Raw genomic sequence first — 16,220 nt, forward strand, 5'->3', positions numbered from 1 at the left:
AGGCCGCCGACAGGGCCCGCCCGTAGGGGTGCCGGGCGTCCTCGTGGACCTGCCGCGCCGCTGGGTCGCCCGACTGCGCGACCGGCCGCCACCCGGACCGGCGGCCGCCCTTCGCCGGCCCGTCTGACGGTGCATCCGCACAGGTGAGCGGACTGGTCCAGTAGGCGGACGCACGGTGCGGCCACGCCCCCGGAAGCCGCTAGGGTGGCGGGGAACCGAGCCGGACAGCGCGGTCCGGTCCCGTGCCCACGTTGAGAAGGTTGTTCGGGCTATGCGCATTGGTGTCCTCACGTCCGGCGGCGACTGCCCCGGCCTGAACGCGGTCATCCGGTCCGTCGTGCACCGCGCGGTCGCCGACCACGGCGACGAGGTCATCGGTTTCCGGGACGGCTGGAAGGGCCTTCTGGAGTGCGACTACCTCAAGCTCGACCTCGACGCGGTCGGCGGCATCCTCGCCCGCGGCGGCACCATCCTCGGGTCCTCACGGGTGCGTCCCGAGCACCTGCGCGACGGTGTGGAGCGGGCCAGGGGCCACGTCGCGGAGCTCGGGCTCGACGCGGTCATCCCGATCGGCGGTGAGGGCACGCTCAAGGCGGCCTGCCTGCTGTCCGCGAGCGGCCTGCCGATCGTCGGCGTGCCGAAGACCATCGACAACGACATCGCGGTGACGGACGTCACCTTCGGCTTCGACACGGCCGTGACCGTCGCCACCGAGGCCCTGGACCGCCTCAAGACGACCGCCGAGTCCCACCAGCGCGTGCTGATCGTGGAGGTCATGGGCCGCCACACCGGCTGGATCGCGCTGCACTCCGGCCTCGCCGCGGGCGCCCACGCCGTCGTCGTCCCCGAACGCCCCTTCGACATCGAGGAGTTGGCGCGGAAGGTCGGCGAACGCTTCCAGGCGGGCAAGCGGTTCGCCATCGTCGTGGTCGCCGAGGGGGCCAAGCCGAAGGCGGGCACGATGGACTTCGACGAGGGCGGCAAGGACATCTACGGCCACGAGCGGTTCGCCGGTGTGGCCCGTCAGCTCTCGCTCGAACTGGAGCAGCGCCTCGGCAAGGAGGCCCGGCCGGTCATCCTCGGGCACGTCCAGCGCGGTGGCACGCCGACCGCGTACGATCGTGTGCTGGCCACCCGCTTCGGCTGGCACGCGGTGGAGGCCGTGCACCGCGGGGAGTTCGGCATGATGACGGCACTGCGCGGGACCGACATCGTGATGGTGTCGCTGGCCGAGGCGGTCGAGACGCTCAAGACGGTTCCGGCGGAGCGGTACGCCGAGGCGGAGTGCGTCCTGTAGGAACCCCCTGCCCGTCCGGCGCCCAGCCGGTACGGAACGGAGGAATCCGCCCCCGGTCCCGGACGTGACCGGGGGCGGTTCTACTCTGGTGCGGACAGACAGCGCACAACCGCACGAAACAGGAGCCGGCGGATGGATCACAGCGGCCACGGCATGACGACGGATCTGCCGCCGTTCACGCTGGGACAGGGGCTTCAGTGGTCCGCGGACCCCTTCTTCCTCGTCGGCTGCCTCCTGGGCCTCGCCCTGTACGGCTGGGGCGTGGTCCGGCTGCGGCGGCGCGGTGACGCCTGGCCGGCCGGCCGCACGGTCGCCTACGTCGTCGGCGTGCTGACCATCGGGCTGATGATGTGCACCAGGCTGAACGACTACGGCATGGTCATGTTCAGCGTGCACATGGTCCAGCACATGGTCATCAGCATGCTGTCGCCGATCCTGGTCCTGCTCGGCGCCCCGGTCACCCTGGCGCTGCGCGCGCTGCCGGTCGCCGGCCGGGGCCGCAAGGGGCCGCGCGAGCTGCTGCTGGCCCTGCTGCACAGCCGCTACCTGCGTGTGGTCACGCACCCGGCGTTCACCATCCCACTCTTCGTCGCGAGCCTGTACGCGCTGTACTTCACACCGCTGTTCGACACCCTGATGGGCTCCAGGGCGGGGCACGTGGCGATGATGGTGCACTTCCTGGCGGTCGGTGTGGTGTTCTTCTGGCCGATCATGGGCGTGGACCCGGGGCCGCACCGGCCGGGCCACCTCATGCGGATGCTGGAGCTGTTCGCGGGCATGCCGTTCCACGCGTTCTTCGGCATCGCCCTGATGATGGGGTCCACGCCCATGGTGCGGACCTTCCTGCACCCGCCCGCGTCGCTCGGCATCGATCCGCTGTCCGACCAGAGCGCGGCCGGCGGTATCGCGTGGGCGTTCAGCGAGATCCCGTCCGTCCTGGTGCTGCTCGCCCTGCTCTACCAGTGGTACCGCTCCGAGCAGCGGCAGGCCCGCCGCAAGGACCGCGCCGCCGACCGCGACGGCGACAAGGAGCTCGAGGCGTACAACGCCTACCTCGCCTCCCTCAACGCGCGCGGGAACTGACCTCCGGCGGCCGCCCCCGGTCCGCGCGCGGACCCCGGGCTCCGCCCCAGGCCCGAGCGGCGGGAATTCCCCGGGAGTCCGCCCGCACCGTGACTCCCCGTGTGAAACCGGGGCACCATGGGGGAACGAGCCATGAGGAGGGTGTCGCGATGCCCGGTTCCACGGACGGTTCCACGAAGACGATGGGGGTGCTCACCGTCGGCAGCCTCGTCGCGGTGACGGCGTACACGGTGGCGATCGGCGGCAACGGCTGGCTGTGGTTCGGCTGGGTCGTGCTGGGCCTGGTCACCCTCGGCATGGTGGTCACCCGCAGCACCTGACGGCCCCGGCTCACGCCGGACGTGCCGCGGAGTGCACGCCCGGCTGGTACTTCGGCAGCCGGGCGGTGATCTTCATACCCGCTCCCGGCGCGGTCTCGATGACGAGACCGTGGTCGTCGCCGTAGACCTGGCGCAGCCGGTCGTCGACGTTGGACAGCCCGATGCCGCCCGAGGGGCTCACCTCGCCCGCGAGGATGCGGCGCAACAGGGCGGGGTCCATGCCGGCGCCGTCGTCCTCGATGACGACCAGCGCCTCGGCGCCCGCGTCCTGGGCGCGGATCTGGATGTGGCAGGTGCCGCTCTTGCCTTCGAGCCCGTGCTTGACGGCGTTCTCGACCAGCGGCTGCAGGCACAGGAAGGGCAGCGCCACCGGAAGCACCTCGGGCGCGATCTGCAGGGTGACGGCCAGGCGGTCGCCGAACCGGGCCCGCACCAGGGCCAGGTAGTGCTCGATGGCGTGGAGCTCGTCGGCGAGGGTGGTGAAGTCGCCGTGCCGGCGGAACGAGTAGCGGGTGAAGTCGGCGAACTCCAGCAGCAGTTCGCGGGCGCGCTCCGGGTCGGTGCGGACGAAGGAGGCGATCACGGCGAGCGAGTTGAAGATGAAATGCGGGGAGATCTGCGCCCGCAGCGCCTTGATCTCGGCCTCTATGAGGCGGGTGCGGGAACGGTCCAGGTCGGCGAGTTCCAGCTGCACCGACACCCATCGGGCGACCTCGGCGGCGGCCCTGACCAGGACGGCGGACTCTCGGGGCGCGCAGGCGACCAGGGCGCCGTGCACCCGGTCGTCCACGGTGAGCGGGGTCAGGACGGCCCAGCGCACCGGGCAGTCGGCGACCGCGCAGGTGAGCCGGAAGGCCTCGCCGCGGCCGGTCTCCAGCGGCTGGGCGAGGCGCTCCGCGATCTCGGCGCGGTGGTGCGCGCCGACGCCGTCCCAGGCCAGAACGCGCTTGTCGTCGGTGAGGCACAACGCGTCCGTGCCGAGCAGCGAGCGCAGTCTGCGGGCCGATCTGCGGGCGGTCTCCTCCGTCAGCCCGGCGCGCAGCGGGGGCGCCGCGAGGGAGGCGGTGTGCAGGGTCTGGAAGGTGGCGTGCTCGACCGGGGTGCCGAGCCCGCCGAGGGTCCGCGGGCGGGCGGTGCGCCGGCCGAGCCAGAAGCCCGCGGCGAGCAGCGGCAGGACGGCCACGCACAGCCCGGCCAGGAAGCCGCTCATGCCTTCACCTCCGCCCGCAGCTGTTCGGGCAGGTGGAAGCGGGCCAGGATGGCCGCGGTCCCGGCCGGCACGCGCCCCGGCGTGGCCAGTGACACGGCCACCATGGTCAGGAAGCCCAGCGGGACCGACCACAGGGCGGGCCAGGCGAGCAGGGTGCGCAGGGGGCCCGCGTCCGGGTAGCCCGCCATGGTCGCGGCGACGGCGGCGAACGCGGAGCCGCCGCCCACCAGCATCCCGGCGGCCGCGCCGGGCGGGGTGAGCCGCCGCCACCAGATGCCGAGGACGAGCAGCGGGCAGAACGAGGACGCGGACACGGCGAAGGCGAGCCCGACGGCGTCGGCGACCGGCAGCCCGCCCACGAGGATGCTCGCGGCCAGCGGTGCGGCCATGGCGAGCGCGGTGCCGAGCCTGAAGTGCCGTACTCCCCGCGAGGGCAGGACGTCCTGCGTGAGCACTCCGGCCACCGCCATGGTCAGCCCCGATGCGGTCGACAGGAACGCGGCGAAGGCGCCGCCGGCCACCAGCGCGCCCAGCAGGTCGCCGCCGAGGCCGCCGATCATGCGGTCGGGCAGCAGCAGGACGGCCGCGTCCGCGTCCTCGGTGAGGGCCAGCTCGGGCGCGTACAGGCGGCCGAGGGCGCCGTACAGGGGCGGCAGGAGGTAGAAACCGCCGACCAGGCCGAGGACGGCGACGGTGGTGCGGCGGGCGGCGACCCCGTGCGGGCTGGTGTAGAAGCGGACGACGACGTGCGGCAGGCCCATGGTGCCGAGGAAGGTGGCGAGGATCAGCCCGTACGTGGCGTACAGCGGGCGTTCCTCGCGCCCCCCGGACGGCGACGCGGGCGGGGCGCCGTCGCCGCGGCGGGCCGCCGCAGGCACGGGGTCGCCCTCGGTGAAGGTCAGCCGCGTGCCGTGCTCGACGTGGTGGGTGCCGGCGTCCAGGCGGACGGGCCGGCCGTCGTGGACGTGCCCGTCGACGGTGCCGCTCACGGTGACGGTGAGCGGCCGGCCGAGGGTGAGGTCGAGGGTGTCCGCGACGCGTACCGTGCGCTGCTCGCGGAAGGCGGCGGGTTCGTCGAAGGCGTGGCGGGGTGCGCCGTCGCCCTGCCAGGCGAGCACCAGGAACAGGGCGGGGACCAGCAGCGCGGTCAGCTTCAGCCAGTACTGGAAGGCCTGGACGAAGGTGATGCTGCGCATCCCGCCGGCCGCGACGGTGGCGACCACGACGACGGCGACGATCACACCGCCGAGGGCGTCGGGGGCGCCGGTGAGCACCGCCAGTGTCAGGCCCGCGCCCTGCAGCTGCGGCAGCAGGTAGAGCCAGCCGATGCCGATCACGAAGGTTCCCGCGAGCCGCCGCACCGGGGGCGAGGCGAGCCGGGCCTCGGCGAAGTCGGGCAGGGTGTAGGCGCCGGACCGGCGCAGCGGGGCCGCGACGAACAGCAGCAGGACCAGGTAGCCGGCCGTGTAGCCGACCGGGTACCAGAGCATGTCCGGGCCCTGGACGAGGACCAGGCCCGCGATGCCGAGGAAGGACGCGGCGGACAGGTACTCGCCGCTGATGGCGGCCGCGTTCAGGCGCGGGCCGACGGTGCGGGAGGCGACGTAGAAGTCGGAGGTGGTGCGGGAGATGCGCAGGCCGAAGGCGCCGACGAGGACGGTGGCCACCACGACGAGGGCGACGGCGGGGACGGTGTAGCCGGAGTTCACGGGCGTCAGCGGTCCTCCACCAGGCGCACGAAGTCGCGTTCGTTGTGTTCGGCGCGCCGCACGTACCAGCGGGCGAGCAGTACCAGCGGGGCGTACAGGCAGAAGCCGAGCACCACCCATCTCAGGCGGCGGGCGTCCGGTGCCGCCGCGAACACCAGGGGCAGCGGCCCGACGAGGAGCACGAGCACGGCGGACACCGCGAGGGCGGCGCGCAGCTGGCTGCGCATGAGGGAGCGGACGTAGGTGTGCCCGAGGGTGGTCTGCTCGTCGATCTCCGTGCGGGGGTGGTAGCGGGCCGGGGCCCGGCGGGTGCGGCGGGGCGGGCCGGTGACGACGACGCGGCGTTCGGTGGGGTCCTGCGGCATCCTCGGACACCCCCTACCGCGCGGTCCGGCGCATCAGCAGCTCTCGCAGTTCACGGGCGTGGCGGCGGCTGACCTGGAGTTCGTCGGCGCCGACCAGCACGCTGACGGTGCCGGCGTCCAGGCGGAGCTCGCCGATGTGGCGCAGGGCGACCAGGTGGCGGCGGTGGATGCGGACGAAGCCGCGGGAGCGCCAGCGTTCCTCCAGGGTGGACAGTGGGATGCGGACGAGGTGGCTGCCCTGCGGGGTGTGCAGACGGGCGTAGTCGCCGCGGGCTTCGACGTGGGTGATGTCGTCGACGGCGACGAACCGGGTCACGCCGCCCAGCTCGACGGGTATGTGGTCGGGGTCTGGTTCGGAGACGGGAATGCGCGGGGCGGTGTCCCTGAGCTGTGCGGCGCGGCGGACGGCCTCGGCCAGCCGCTCCTTGCGCACGGGTTTGAGGACGTAGTCGACGGCCTTGAGGTCGAAGGCCTGCACGGCGAAGTCCTCGTGCGCGGTGACGAAGACGACCAGCGGCGGGGAGGCGAAGCCGGACAGCAGCCGGGCCAGGTCGAGGCCGTCCAGGCCGGGCATGTGGATGTCGAGGAACACCACGTCGATGGCGTCCGGCCCGGCCGGGCCCGACTGCAGGGCGCGGTTGATGCGGCGCAGCGCCTCGGTCGCGTCGCCGGCGCCCTCGACGCTGCCGATCCGCGGGTCCGCGTTCAGCAGGTAGAGCAGTTCCTCCAGCGAGGGGCGTTCGTCGTCGACGGCCAGGGCGCGCAGCATGAAGTCGGAGTGTATGAGCAATCCGGCCGGTTGGGCACGGTCCCGGCGTGCCCGTCCCGGGTGGATACAGTGCCGTCATGAGCAGCAGGCCGGCGCCGTTCGACGAGCTCGACCGGAAGATCCTCACCGCGCTGATGGCGAACGCCCGCACCAGTTTCGCCGAGATCGGGGCGGTGATCGGGCTGTCGGCCACGGCGGTGAAGCGCCGGGTGGACCGGTTGCGGGACACGGGTGTGATCACCGGGTTCACAGCCACGGTGAAGCCGTCGGCGCTGGGCTGGCGCACGGAGGCGTACGTCGAGGTGTACTGCGAGGGCGCGGCTCCGCCCCGCCGCCTCGCCGAGGTGGTCCGCAACCATCCGGAGATCACGGCGGCGATGACGGTGACCGGTGGCGCGGACGCGCTGCTGCACGTGCGGGCGCGGGACGTGGAGCACTTCGAGGAGGTGCTGGAGCGGATCAGGACGGAGCCGTTCATCCGGAAGACGATCAGCGTGATGGTCCTCTCCCACCTGCTGCCGGAGAGCCCGGAGGCGGGCGCCAGCCACGCCGCACCCGGGACAGACGCAGCGGACGTGCGCTGAGCAGGGGCAAAACGCAGCGTTCCTGCTCCGGCACGCAGCTCCCGTGGCTTGTCGCCCGTCTCCGCACGTTTCTACTCTCGTGTCATCCCCAGTCGACACGCCAGGAAGCGGAGGAACCCCTTCGTGCCCGACAGCCGTGTGCCGCGCCGCCGGCGCTTCCTCGTCTGCGAACCCAGACACTTCGCCGTGCAGTACGCCATCAACCCCTGGATGCATCCCGACGCACCCGTCGACGTCGGACGCGCCCAGGCGCAGTGGCAGGACCTGGTCCGCGCCTACCGCGCCCACGGACACACCGTCGAGACCGTGGAGCCGGTGCCCGGCCTGCCCGACATGGTCTTCGCCGCCAACGCGGCGGTCGTCCTCGACGGCCGCGTCTTCGGCTCCCTCTTCCACGCGCCCCAGCGGCGCCCGGAGTCCCTCCCCTACGACACGTGGTTCAAGGCGGCCGGTTTCGAGGTCTACCGTCCGGAGTCGGTGTGCGAGGGCGAGGGCGACCTGGTGCCGGCGGGCCGCTGGATCCTGGCCGGCACCGGTTTCCGCACGACCCTGCGGGCCCACCGGGAGGTGCAGGAGTTCTTCGGCGCCCCGGTGATCGGCCTGACGCTGGTGGACCCGTACTTCTACCACCTCGACACGGCGCTGTTCGTGCTCGGCGACGACAATGTCGCCTACTACCCCGAGGCCTTCTCGCCGGGCAGCCGCGAGGTGCTGGCCCGGCTGTACCCGGACGCCGTGCTCGCCACCCGCGAGGACGCGATGGCGTTCGGGCTGAACTCCGTCTGCGACGGGCGCCACGTCTTCATCGCGCCCGGGGCGACGGCCCTCGCCGGCCGGCTCGCCCGCCGCGGTTACGTCCCCGTCCCCGTCGACCTGTCCGAGTTCCACAAGGCCGGCGGCGGCATAAAGTGCTGCACCCAGGAGATCCGCTCATGACGGCACCCGCCCGTTCGTCCGCCGCCGCCCGTTCCTCCGCGGAGCTGATCCGCGCGGAGGAGCCCGTCCTCGCGCACAACTACCACCCGCTGCCCGTGGTGGTGGCCCGGGCCGAGGGCACCTGGCTGGAGGACGTCGAGGGCAACCGGTACCTGGACATGCTGGCCGGCTACTCGGCCCTCAACTTCGGCCACCGTCACCCCGCGCTGATCGAGGCGGCGCACCGGCAGCTCGACCGGCTGACGCTGACCTCGCGGGCCTTCCACAACGACCGGCTCGCCGGGTTCGCCGAGCGGCTCGCGGCGCTGACCGGCCAGGACATGGTGCTGCCGATGAACACCGGCGCCGAGGCGGTGGAGAGCGGCATCAAGGTGGCCCGCAAGTGGGCCTACGACGTCAAGGGGGTGCCGGCCGACCGGGCGACGATCGTCGTCGCCGCGGACAACTTCCACGGCCGGACGACGACGATCGTCAGCTTCTCCACGGACGAGACGGCGCGGTCCGGCTTCGGCCCGTTCACCCCGGGCTTCCGTGTCGTGCCCTACGGCGACCTGGACGCGATGGAGGCGGCCGTCGACGAGACGACGGCGGCCGTGCTGATCGAGCCGATCCAGGGCGAGGCGGGTGTCGTCATCCCGCCGGACGGCTACCTGGCGGGCGTGCGGGACCTGACCCGCCGCGCGGGCTGCCTGTTCGTGGCGGACGAGATCCAGTCGGGCCTCGGCCGCACGGGGCGCACCCTGGCGGTCGAGCACGAAGGGGTGGTTCCGGACGTGGTGCTGCTCGGCAAGGCGCTGGGCGGCGGCATCGTGCCGGTGTCGGCGGTCGTCGGAAGCCGCGAGGTGCTGGGTGTGCTGCGGCCGGGCGAGCACGGCTCGACCTTCGGCGGCAACCCGCTGGCGGCCGCGGTGGGCACGGCCGTGGTCGAACTGCTGGAGACGGGCGAGTTCCAGCGCCGGGCGGCCGAGTTGGGCGCCGTCCTGCGGGACGGGCTGACCCAGCTGGTCGGCGCGGGCGTGGTCGGCTTCCGCTCCCGCGGACTGTGGGCGGGCGTGGACGTCGACCCGGCCATCGGCACCGGCCGTGAGATCAGCGAACGGCTCATGCGGGAGGGCGTCCTGGCGAAGGACACCCACGGCTCCACGATCCGGCTGGCGCCGCCGCTGACCATCACCGACGACGAACTGCGGTCGGCGCTCGGATCCCTGGCGAAGGTGCTGGCGCAGGGCCCCGGCCCGGTCTGACCCCGGCGGGAGGCGTGTGCGGGGGCGCCGGTGCGAGGCCCGCGCGCCCGGGGGCTGTCCGGCGGGTCAGGCCGGTGGCGCGTGGCTGCAAGGCGCCGCGGGGCTGCAGGCGCCGTGTCCGCCCCTCCGCACCGCCGCCTCCCCGCTGAGCGGGCCCCCGCGGGGGCGGGGACGCGTCCGGTCGCGGGCGTCCCCGGCGCCGCGGGGGCACGCGGCACCGGGCGTCAGTGGTAGGCGTGCACGACGGCGTGCCCCCTGCCGCGGCCGATCATCCAGCGGTTGACCGGGGTGGTCAGGACGAAGGCCAGAGCGAGGGAGCCGGCCAGGGCGATCCAGAACAGCGGGTCGGGCAGGCCGGCTTCCATGGCACCGGGCACGCCGACCATGACGGTGTTGTCGATCAGTTCCATCACCGCGATGGACACGGTGTCGGCGGCCAGGGCGACCTTCAGTGCCTGCCGCAGGGGCACCCCGGCCCGCAGCACACCGCGCATCGTGAGCGCGTAGCCGAAGACGAAGGCCAGGGCGACGGAGAGGACGACAGTGGCCGCGTTGTGCAGGCCGGCGGCGGTGCCGACGACCATGCCGAGGACCTCACCGACGGCGCAGCCGGTGAGGCAGTGCAGGGTGGCCTGGGCGGCCGTGCGCCAGGACGTGCCCGCGGCGTGGCCGTGGCCGGCGTGACCGGCGGGCGCGTGGTCCTGGTGCCCGTGCCGTTCGTGCTCCTGGTCCGCTTGCGGTGGTTCCGGACGGTGTGCGTGTGCCGCGTGGTCCATCGTCGCCTCCCGTGCTGATCGGCTGTCCCATTGCACGGAACCATATACCCCCTAGGGGTATTCCCATGCCCGGTGTCTCCCGTCGCACGGGCCGGCCGCGGGCATGCGGCCGCAACGGCGACCGGCCACCTCCCGCACTCCCCCGCCGCTGTGGCGTCGCCGTCCTCCGTCCGGCCCCCGGCCTGCCGCCGCCACCTGTCGCCGGGGCCTGCTCCGGGGCAGCATGGAGGCGACGGACCCGTTCCCCGGGACGGTGCCTGCCCCTAGACTGGCACCTCACCACACGTGGGTTGACCTGCGAGAACGCGGCAGTTGAGCCGATCCGGACGAGTGAGGAGCGACCCCTTGTTCTACTACCTGCTCAAGTTCGTACTGCTGGGTCCGCTGTTGAGACTGCTGTTCCGGCCGCGCATCGAGGGACTCGACCACGTGCCGGCGTCGGGGCCCGCCATCATCGCCGGCAACCACCTGTCGTTCTCCGACCACTTCCTGATGCCCGCGATCCTCAAGCGTCGCATCACCTTCCTGGCGAAGGCCGAGTACTTCACCGGTCCCGGCATCAAGGGCCGGCTGACCGCCGCCTTCTTCCGCAGCGCCGGACAGATCCCGGTCGACCGCTCGGGGAAGGAGGCAGGCCAGGCCGCGATCCGCGAGGGCATCGGGGTGCTGCGCAGGGGGGAGCTCCTCGGCATCTACCCCGAGGGCACCCGTTCGCACGACGGCCGGCTCTACAAGGGCAAGGTCGGGGTCGCTGCCATGGCGCTGAAGGCACAGGTTCCCGTCGTCCCGTGCGCCATGATCGGCACCTTCGAGGCGCAGCCGCCGGGCAAGGTCGTCCCGAGCATCCGCCCCGTCGTCATCCGCTTCGGCGAACCACTGGACTTCTCCCGGTTCGCGGGCCTGGAGAACGAGAAGACGGTCCTGCGGGCCGTGACCGACGAGATCATGTACGCCATCCTGTCGCTGTCCGAGCAGGAGTACGTCGACGAGTACGCGGCCGTGGCCAAGGCCGGGCAGGCCGCGGCGAAGAGGGGCCGGCGGGAGAGGGAGCGCAGACTCCCCCGTGCTCCGCTGAGTTGACGCCCGGACACGACGAAGGGGCGGCCGGTCGACCCGGCCGCCCCTCGTCGTGTGACGCAGGTGCGCCTACGGCTTCGGCGTGGCGTGCGGAGCGCAGGTCACGTCCGCGGCGTCCACCTTGCCGGTGAGCAGGTAGGTGTCGACCCGCTGGTTGATGCACGGGTTGACCAGGCTGGTCACGCCGTGCGAGCCCGCGTCCTTCTCGGTGATCAGGCGGGAGCCCGTGAAGCGCTTGTGCAGCTCGACGGCGCCCTGGTACGGGGTGGCCGCGTCACGCTCGGACTGCACGATCAGCACCGGCGGAAGACCCTTGCCGGTCGTGACGTTCACCGGGGTCTGCTGCTTGACCGGCCACGTGGCGCAGGGCAGGTTCATCCAGGCGTTGGCCCAGGTCATGAACGGGTAGTCCTTGTTGAGCCGGGTGTTGTCCCGGTCCCACTTCTGCCAGCTGGTGGGCCACTTGGCGTCGGTGCACTCCACGGCCGTGTAGACGGCGTTGCCGTTCTCCGCGGAGATGTTGCCCGCGGTGTCCGACATGTCGGGGGCGGCCGCGTCCACCAGCGCCTGCGTGTCACCGGCGACGTACTTGCTGAACACCGTGGCGACCGGCACCCACGCGGAGTCGTAGTACGGGGCGCTCTGGAAGAAGGAGATCAGCTCGGCCGGGCCGACGACCCCGCCGATCGGGCTCTTCTTGGCGGTGGCGCGCAGCTGGAGCCACTTGGCCTGGACGGCGGCGCGGGTGGTGCCCAGGTGGAAGGTCGCGTCGTTGGCGGCCACCCAGTCCTGCCAGTCCTTCCAGCGGCCCTCGAAGGCGATGTCCTGGTTCAGGTTGGCCTGGTACCAGATGTTGTCGCGGTCCGGGTCGACGACGCTGTCGACGACCAGGCGCCGGACGTGGCCCGGGAAGAGGGTGCCGTAGACGGCGCCGAGGTAGGTGCCGTAGGAGACACCCAGATAGTTGATCTTCTGCTCGCCGAGCGCGGCACGGATGACGTCCAGGTCGCGCGCGGTGTTCGGCGTGGTCATGTGCGGCAGCATCGCGCCGCTGCGCTCGTAGCAGCCGTCGGCGTACTCGCGGGCCAGCTTGCGCTGGGCGCGCTTGTCGGCCTCGGAGTCGGGCACCGGGTCGGCCTTCGGCGCCTTGACGAACTCCTGCGGGTCGACGCAGGAGATGGGCGCCGAGTGGCCGACGCCGCGCGGGTCGAAGCCCACGAAGTCGTAGGCCTTCGCCGCGTTCGCCCACACCGCGCTCTTGTTGGTGACCCGCGTCGGGAAACGCAGGCCGGAGCCGCCCGGGCCGCCGGGGTTGTAGATGAGCGCGCCCTGGCGCTCCTGCGGAGTACCGGTGCTCTTCACGCGGTCGACGGCGAGCTTGATCTGCTTGCCGTCAGGCTTCGCGTAGTCCATCGGCACGGTGACCCAGCCGCACTGGATGGGCTTGGCGAGCCCCCAGTCGGCCGCACAGTCCTGCCAGTCGATGCCGGCCTTCGCGGCGCGCGCGGCGGCGATCGCGGCGCCGCGGGCCTCACGGTCGTAGCCGTGACCGGCGGCGGCGTTCGCCGCGGGCGCCGACACGGCGCCGGCTATCAGGGTCGCCGTGACGAGTGCGCCGGCCGAACCGAGCGCCATGGCCCGGCTCTTCGGTCTCATGTCCCTCAAGTGGGACCCTCCCGTACATTGTTGCGAATGGGTACGGGGGATCCTCGCCGCTGAGGGGTCTCCGGGAACAGGGTTCGTTGACCTTCTTTGCCAATCCGATAAGCGATGTGCGGTGTTCCGCTCAGCGGAGAGGCAACCCAGGGCGCTCAGAGCGCAGTCGAGCACCCGGCGCGGCAGCAGCGGGCCGGGAGCCACCGCGGTCGCCGGCGCCGCCGGACCGGCGAGCGGTACGGGGCGGCGCTTCCCCCACCGTGCGGGGTGCGACGGGCGCCTCGGCGACCTCCGGCCGGACGACCAGGAGTTGCTCCACGGCCCGGTGCCGGGACAGGACGGCGAGACCGTCGCAGCCGCCGGATACGCCCGGCCCGCACGCCGGTTACCGGCCGAGGACGGTCCGGCCCCCGGCTCCGGACGGCGAGGCGGCTGCCGAGCCTGCGGCGGCCGAGCCGGCCCGCAGCCGGGCACCCTCCGCGGCGTCCGCCTCGACGGTGGAGTGGTCGCCGCCGAGCGGCCCGCTCACCGCGCCGACGAGGACGACCCGCGCCTCGCCCCCCGCTCCCCCGGGTCCGCCGCGTCCGCCGCGGTGCGAGCGGCCCCTCGCCGTCCGGGACGGGCAGGGCCGTGCCGCCCCGCCCGTCGTCCCCGACGGCGATCCGCGCGGTGGCCCGGACACCGGTCGCCGTCATGCCGTCCACGCGGCCGGCCGCACCCGCGCCGAGGCGGCGACGCCGGACACGCCGGCTCGCCGCGCAGCGACTGTCGGAGATTCGGCGACGTTAGGCCGACCGGGCTCGGACCGCGTCCGGCCCGGCCTGATCGGCTCCGCACCTTCGCTTGCGCGGCCTGTCCGGCGGACGCCCGGCGGTTCGTCCCCGTGGCGTGCGCCCGGGGACGGGGCCCGGGGCGGGGGCGGGCTTCGCGCGGGGCCGGCGGCTCAGGGCTGGGCCCGGTCGACGGAGAGGCGCACCGCGTGCCGGTCGAGCGCCCGCCGGAGCTCCTCCAGCTCGGTGTCGGACAGGGCGCCGCCCTGAGCGAACTTCAGGACGTGCTCGGCTACCGTTCGCAGCTTGGTGTTCGTGCGCTGGGAGACGTCCCGCAGCACCAGCCAGGCGTCGTCGGGCGGGATGCGCCCGACGACCACCACCGCGCCGATCGCCTGGTCGATCACGGCATGGGACGTCAGGGCGCGCTGCAGCTGGTCGATCTCCTCGTGCAGCCGCTCGTGCTCCACCACCAGATCGGTGACGGACAGCGGCTGGAGGGGATGCCGCTCGGATATCGCGAAGAACGCCATGGGGACCACCTCGGTCGTCGCGCGGCCGGAGCACCAGCTTCTCTCAGGACCGCCGCCTCCACGACCCGACGCCCCGGGCACGGGCCACCCGGCCCGCCGAAGCTCGCACAGTCCGTACGTACATTGTTGACGAAGAGGCCGATTCCCGCTGCCGACGGCATGCGCACGCGCGAGGCCGCCGGTGGTGCGGGACGTGCCGGGCGTGGGCGCCGGGTGCTGCGGCGCATGCCCGGACTGGGCGGCCTTTGCCGCTCGGCGAGCCGGTGCGGGGCGGCCTCCTCGGCGCCGGCACGGCGTGGACGGGCACGGCAGGCGGCGACGTGCCGCGCCGGATCTCCGGCCCGCACGATCGTGTGACAGACCCGGGAGGGGCGGTGTCCGGGCCTCTCGGGACCCGGCCGCCTCCCTGGTGACGGCGCGCTGCCCCAGGTCCGCGGCTGCCCGGGCTGCCCGGGCTGCCGCATCCAGGCACGGCCCGTGGCCGCGTACCAGGAGGCGGCCGGGACCACGGCGAGCGCGGCTTCGACCAGATCACCGCCGTAGTACATGACCTGGCCGCCGGGGGCGAAGGCGGTGCCGGGCGGTGCCGCCGCGTACGAGGACTTGGCCGGCACGGCGTGCGCGGCCCCGGCGAGGAGCAGGCTCGTCCCGCGCACGGTCAGGCTCCAGCGGCGGCGCACCGGGTCCAGCAGGCGGACGGCGAAGGTGAACAGCAGCCCGGCGATCAGGACGGCGCGTGGACCACGGCGTGCAGCCACGGCTCGTCCTGCATCGTGGCGAACATCCCGGTGCGCTACAGCAGCCCCGACGTCCGGCAGCGCCGCCATCGGCGGAATGACCAGCCGGCCCACGGCACGGGAATGCGCGATGACCAGCAGCCCACGACGCGCGGCACCGGGGGGCCAGGCTGCGCAGGACCGGCGTGGGAGGGCGGGCGAGGACGCACAGCACGGGGGCCGCCATGCCGATGACCAGGTGCTGGGCCATGTGGGCGGTGAAGGGACCGCCCGGCGGCGAGCTCGTCGCCGCCCAGGCCAGACCCGCTCTCCCGGCGGTGAAGGAGGCGTCCCACCACCGGGGCCCGGCGTCCCCGCGGCGCCGCAGGCGGGCGGCGGCCGGGCAGTGGCCGGCGGCCGCCGGCAGCGCGGCTGCCGCGGTGGCAAGCTCGGCGGGGCCGGGGCCGGGGCCCGCGACCGTGCCGGGGTGGACGTGCGCGAGGATCACGACGACGCCCCGGCCCGGCTGCGGCGCGGCATGCGTCCCGCCCGCCCCGGTGCCGCCGCGGCGGGATGCGCGGACGGCCGGCACCGCCCCGATCAGCAGCAGCACCAGGCCACCGAGGTTCCGCATCCCGTCGTAGGGGGTGACGTCCACGCCGTACGGGACCTGGTGCAGGCGCAGCAGCTTGTGATCCACGATCCCGTCGAGCAACGGGAAGATCCCCAGGCCCGGGAAGAAACCGGCCCAGGCATGGGCCGGGGCCGGAGCACGGCGGCGCCGCAGGCCGGACTGCGCGGACCGCTCGCCTCGGCGAAGTTCGCCGTCGTGCGCCTCACCGACGACCAGGTCCCCGAGAACGCCACCGGAGTCGGCGCCCCCGCCCTCGACCTGGCCCCGCAGGGAGCTCGTCGTCGACGTGCTGCACAGGGCCGTCCACGCCTTCGCCACCGGCGCCGTCGCCGACGCCCCCGCCGCGCGGGGCGGCCCCGGGCCCGGCCCACGCCACGCCGCCCTCCGCCCCGGCGTCGGCCCCCTGCCCCGTGAAGCGGCCTGCGGCAGGTGGGTCCCGGCGTTCGCACCCCTGCCGAGCCCCCCGTCCCCGACGGGGCGCGCGCCCGCGGCCCGGTTCGGTGGCACCGTCGAATTCGCCAAATGGCAAATACCGTCGTTG

Annotated in this window: 15 protein-coding genes and 1 pseudogene; 7 read left to right on the top strand and 9 right to left on the bottom strand. The window is 73.7% G+C overall.

The annotated features are described in order from the left end of the window. The first annotated feature begins 271 nt into the window (after positions 1 to 271). The 3 genes from ACWDNY_RS19140 to ACWDNY_RS19150 all read left to right on the top strand — a co-directional run bounded on the left by ACWDNY_RS19140 (position 272) and on the right by ACWDNY_RS19150 (position 2,700). Positions 272 to 1,297, top strand: coding sequence for a 6-phosphofructokinase (locus ACWDNY_RS19140; RefSeq protein ID WP_451646947.1), 1,026 nt, complete (start codon positions 272 to 274; stop codon positions 1,295 to 1,297). Between the two features lie 132 nt (positions 1,298 to 1,429). Further along, entirely contained in the window at positions 1,430 to 2,380 is a 951-nt protein-coding gene (locus ACWDNY_RS19145) for a cytochrome c oxidase assembly protein (RefSeq protein WP_451646948.1), read from the top strand. Positions 2,381 to 2,529: 149 nt separating this feature from the next. Continuing rightward, entirely contained in the window at positions 2,530 to 2,700 is a 171-nt protein-coding gene (locus tag ACWDNY_RS19150; protein ID WP_451646949.1) for a hypothetical protein, read from the top strand. A 10-nt stretch (positions 2,701 to 2,710) separates the two neighbouring features. Here the strand turns inward: ACWDNY_RS19150 and ACWDNY_RS19155 are convergent, their stop codons facing one another. The 4 genes from ACWDNY_RS19155 to ACWDNY_RS19170 are packed head-to-tail and all read right to left on the bottom strand — an operon-like array spanning position 2,711 to position 6,753. Beyond that, positions 2,711 to 3,910, bottom strand: coding sequence for a sensor histidine kinase (locus tag ACWDNY_RS19155; protein ID WP_451646951.1), 1,200 nt, complete (start codon positions 3,908 to 3,910; stop codon positions 2,711 to 2,713). Beyond that, positions 3,907 to 5,619 carry a sodium/solute symporter gene (locus ACWDNY_RS19160; protein WP_451646952.1) on the bottom strand — a complete coding sequence of 571 codons (1,713 nt, stop codon included), beginning with the start codon at positions 5,617 to 5,619 and terminating at the stop codon, positions 3,907 to 3,909. The genes ACWDNY_RS19155 and ACWDNY_RS19160 overlap by 4 nt, the downstream gene beginning before the upstream one ends. 5 nt (positions 5,620 to 5,624) lie before the next feature. Continuing rightward, positions 5,625 to 5,984 carry a hypothetical protein gene (locus ACWDNY_RS19165; RefSeq protein WP_451646953.1) on the bottom strand — a complete coding sequence of 120 codons (360 nt, stop codon included), beginning with the start codon at positions 5,982 to 5,984 and terminating at the stop codon, positions 5,625 to 5,627. A 13-nt stretch (positions 5,985 to 5,997) separates the two neighbouring features. Further along, positions 5,998 to 6,753, bottom strand: coding sequence for a LytR/AlgR family response regulator transcription factor (locus ACWDNY_RS19170; RefSeq protein WP_451646954.1), 756 nt, complete (start codon positions 6,751 to 6,753; stop codon positions 5,998 to 6,000). 77 nt (positions 6,754 to 6,830) lie between these two features. Between ACWDNY_RS19170 and ACWDNY_RS19175 the strand changes: the two genes are divergently transcribed. From ACWDNY_RS19175 to rocD, 3 genes are all read left to right on the top strand, one after another. Then, positions 6,831 to 7,337, top strand: a complete 507-nt coding sequence (locus ACWDNY_RS19175) for an Lrp/AsnC family transcriptional regulator (RefSeq protein WP_451646955.1) — start codon at positions 6,831 to 6,833, stop codon at positions 7,335 to 7,337. 123 nt (positions 7,338 to 7,460) lie between these two features. Beyond that, complete coding sequence (gene ddaH, locus ACWDNY_RS19180) at positions 7,461 to 8,273, top strand: dimethylargininase (RefSeq protein ID WP_451646956.1); 813 nt, start codon at positions 7,461 to 7,463, stop codon at positions 8,271 to 8,273. Next, positions 8,270 to 9,517 (top strand): ornithine--oxo-acid transaminase, encoded by a 1,248-nt coding sequence (gene rocD, locus ACWDNY_RS19185; RefSeq protein ID WP_451646957.1) that lies wholly within the window; start codon positions 8,270 to 8,272, stop codon positions 9,515 to 9,517. Before ddaH ends, rocD begins: the two co-directional genes overlap by 4 nt. Positions 9,518 to 9,741: 224 nt before the next feature. Here the strand turns inward: rocD and ACWDNY_RS19190 are convergent, their stop codons facing one another. After that, on the bottom strand, positions 9,742 to 10,293 hold the full coding sequence (locus ACWDNY_RS19190; RefSeq protein WP_451646958.1) for a DUF4396 domain-containing protein: 552 nt from the start codon (positions 10,291 to 10,293) through the stop codon (positions 9,742 to 9,744). Positions 10,294 to 10,638: 345 nt separating this feature from the next. On the opposite strand from ACWDNY_RS19190, the gene ACWDNY_RS19195 reads away from it, so the two are divergent. Continuing rightward, positions 10,639 to 11,373 carry a lysophospholipid acyltransferase family protein gene (locus tag ACWDNY_RS19195; RefSeq protein WP_451646959.1) on the top strand — a complete coding sequence of 245 codons (735 nt, stop codon included), beginning with the start codon at positions 10,639 to 10,641 and terminating at the stop codon, positions 11,371 to 11,373. Positions 11,374 to 11,439: 66 nt separating this feature from the next. Here ACWDNY_RS19195 and ACWDNY_RS19200 read toward each other — a convergent pair whose 3' ends face one another. The 4 genes and pseudogenes from ACWDNY_RS19200 to ACWDNY_RS19215 form a co-directional block, all read right to left on the bottom strand. Further along, a complete protein-coding gene (locus tag ACWDNY_RS19200) occupies positions 11,440 to 13,026 on the bottom strand; it encodes an alpha/beta hydrolase (protein WP_451646990.1) in 1,587 nt (528 codons plus the stop codon). Positions 13,027 to 13,173: 147 nt separating this feature from the next. Then, a pseudogene (locus tag ACWDNY_RS19205) lies at positions 13,174 to 13,721 on the bottom strand (urease accessory protein UreD); the annotation flags it as partial. 248 nt (positions 13,722 to 13,969) lie between these two features. Beyond that, a complete protein-coding gene (locus ACWDNY_RS19210) occupies positions 13,970 to 14,329 on the bottom strand; it encodes an ANTAR domain-containing protein (RefSeq protein WP_451646960.1) in 360 nt (119 codons plus the stop codon). Between the two features lie 531 nt (positions 14,330 to 14,860). Next, the gene (locus ACWDNY_RS19215; RefSeq protein ID WP_451646961.1) at positions 14,861 to 16,186 is read right to left on the bottom strand and encodes a DUF2243 domain-containing protein; all 1,326 of its coding nucleotides are present in this window, start codon (positions 16,184 to 16,186) and stop codon (positions 14,861 to 14,863) included. Between the last annotated feature and the right edge of the window lie 34 nt (positions 16,187 to 16,220).

It is taken from the genome of Streptomyces sp. NPDC003697 (genome assembly GCF_053587115.1).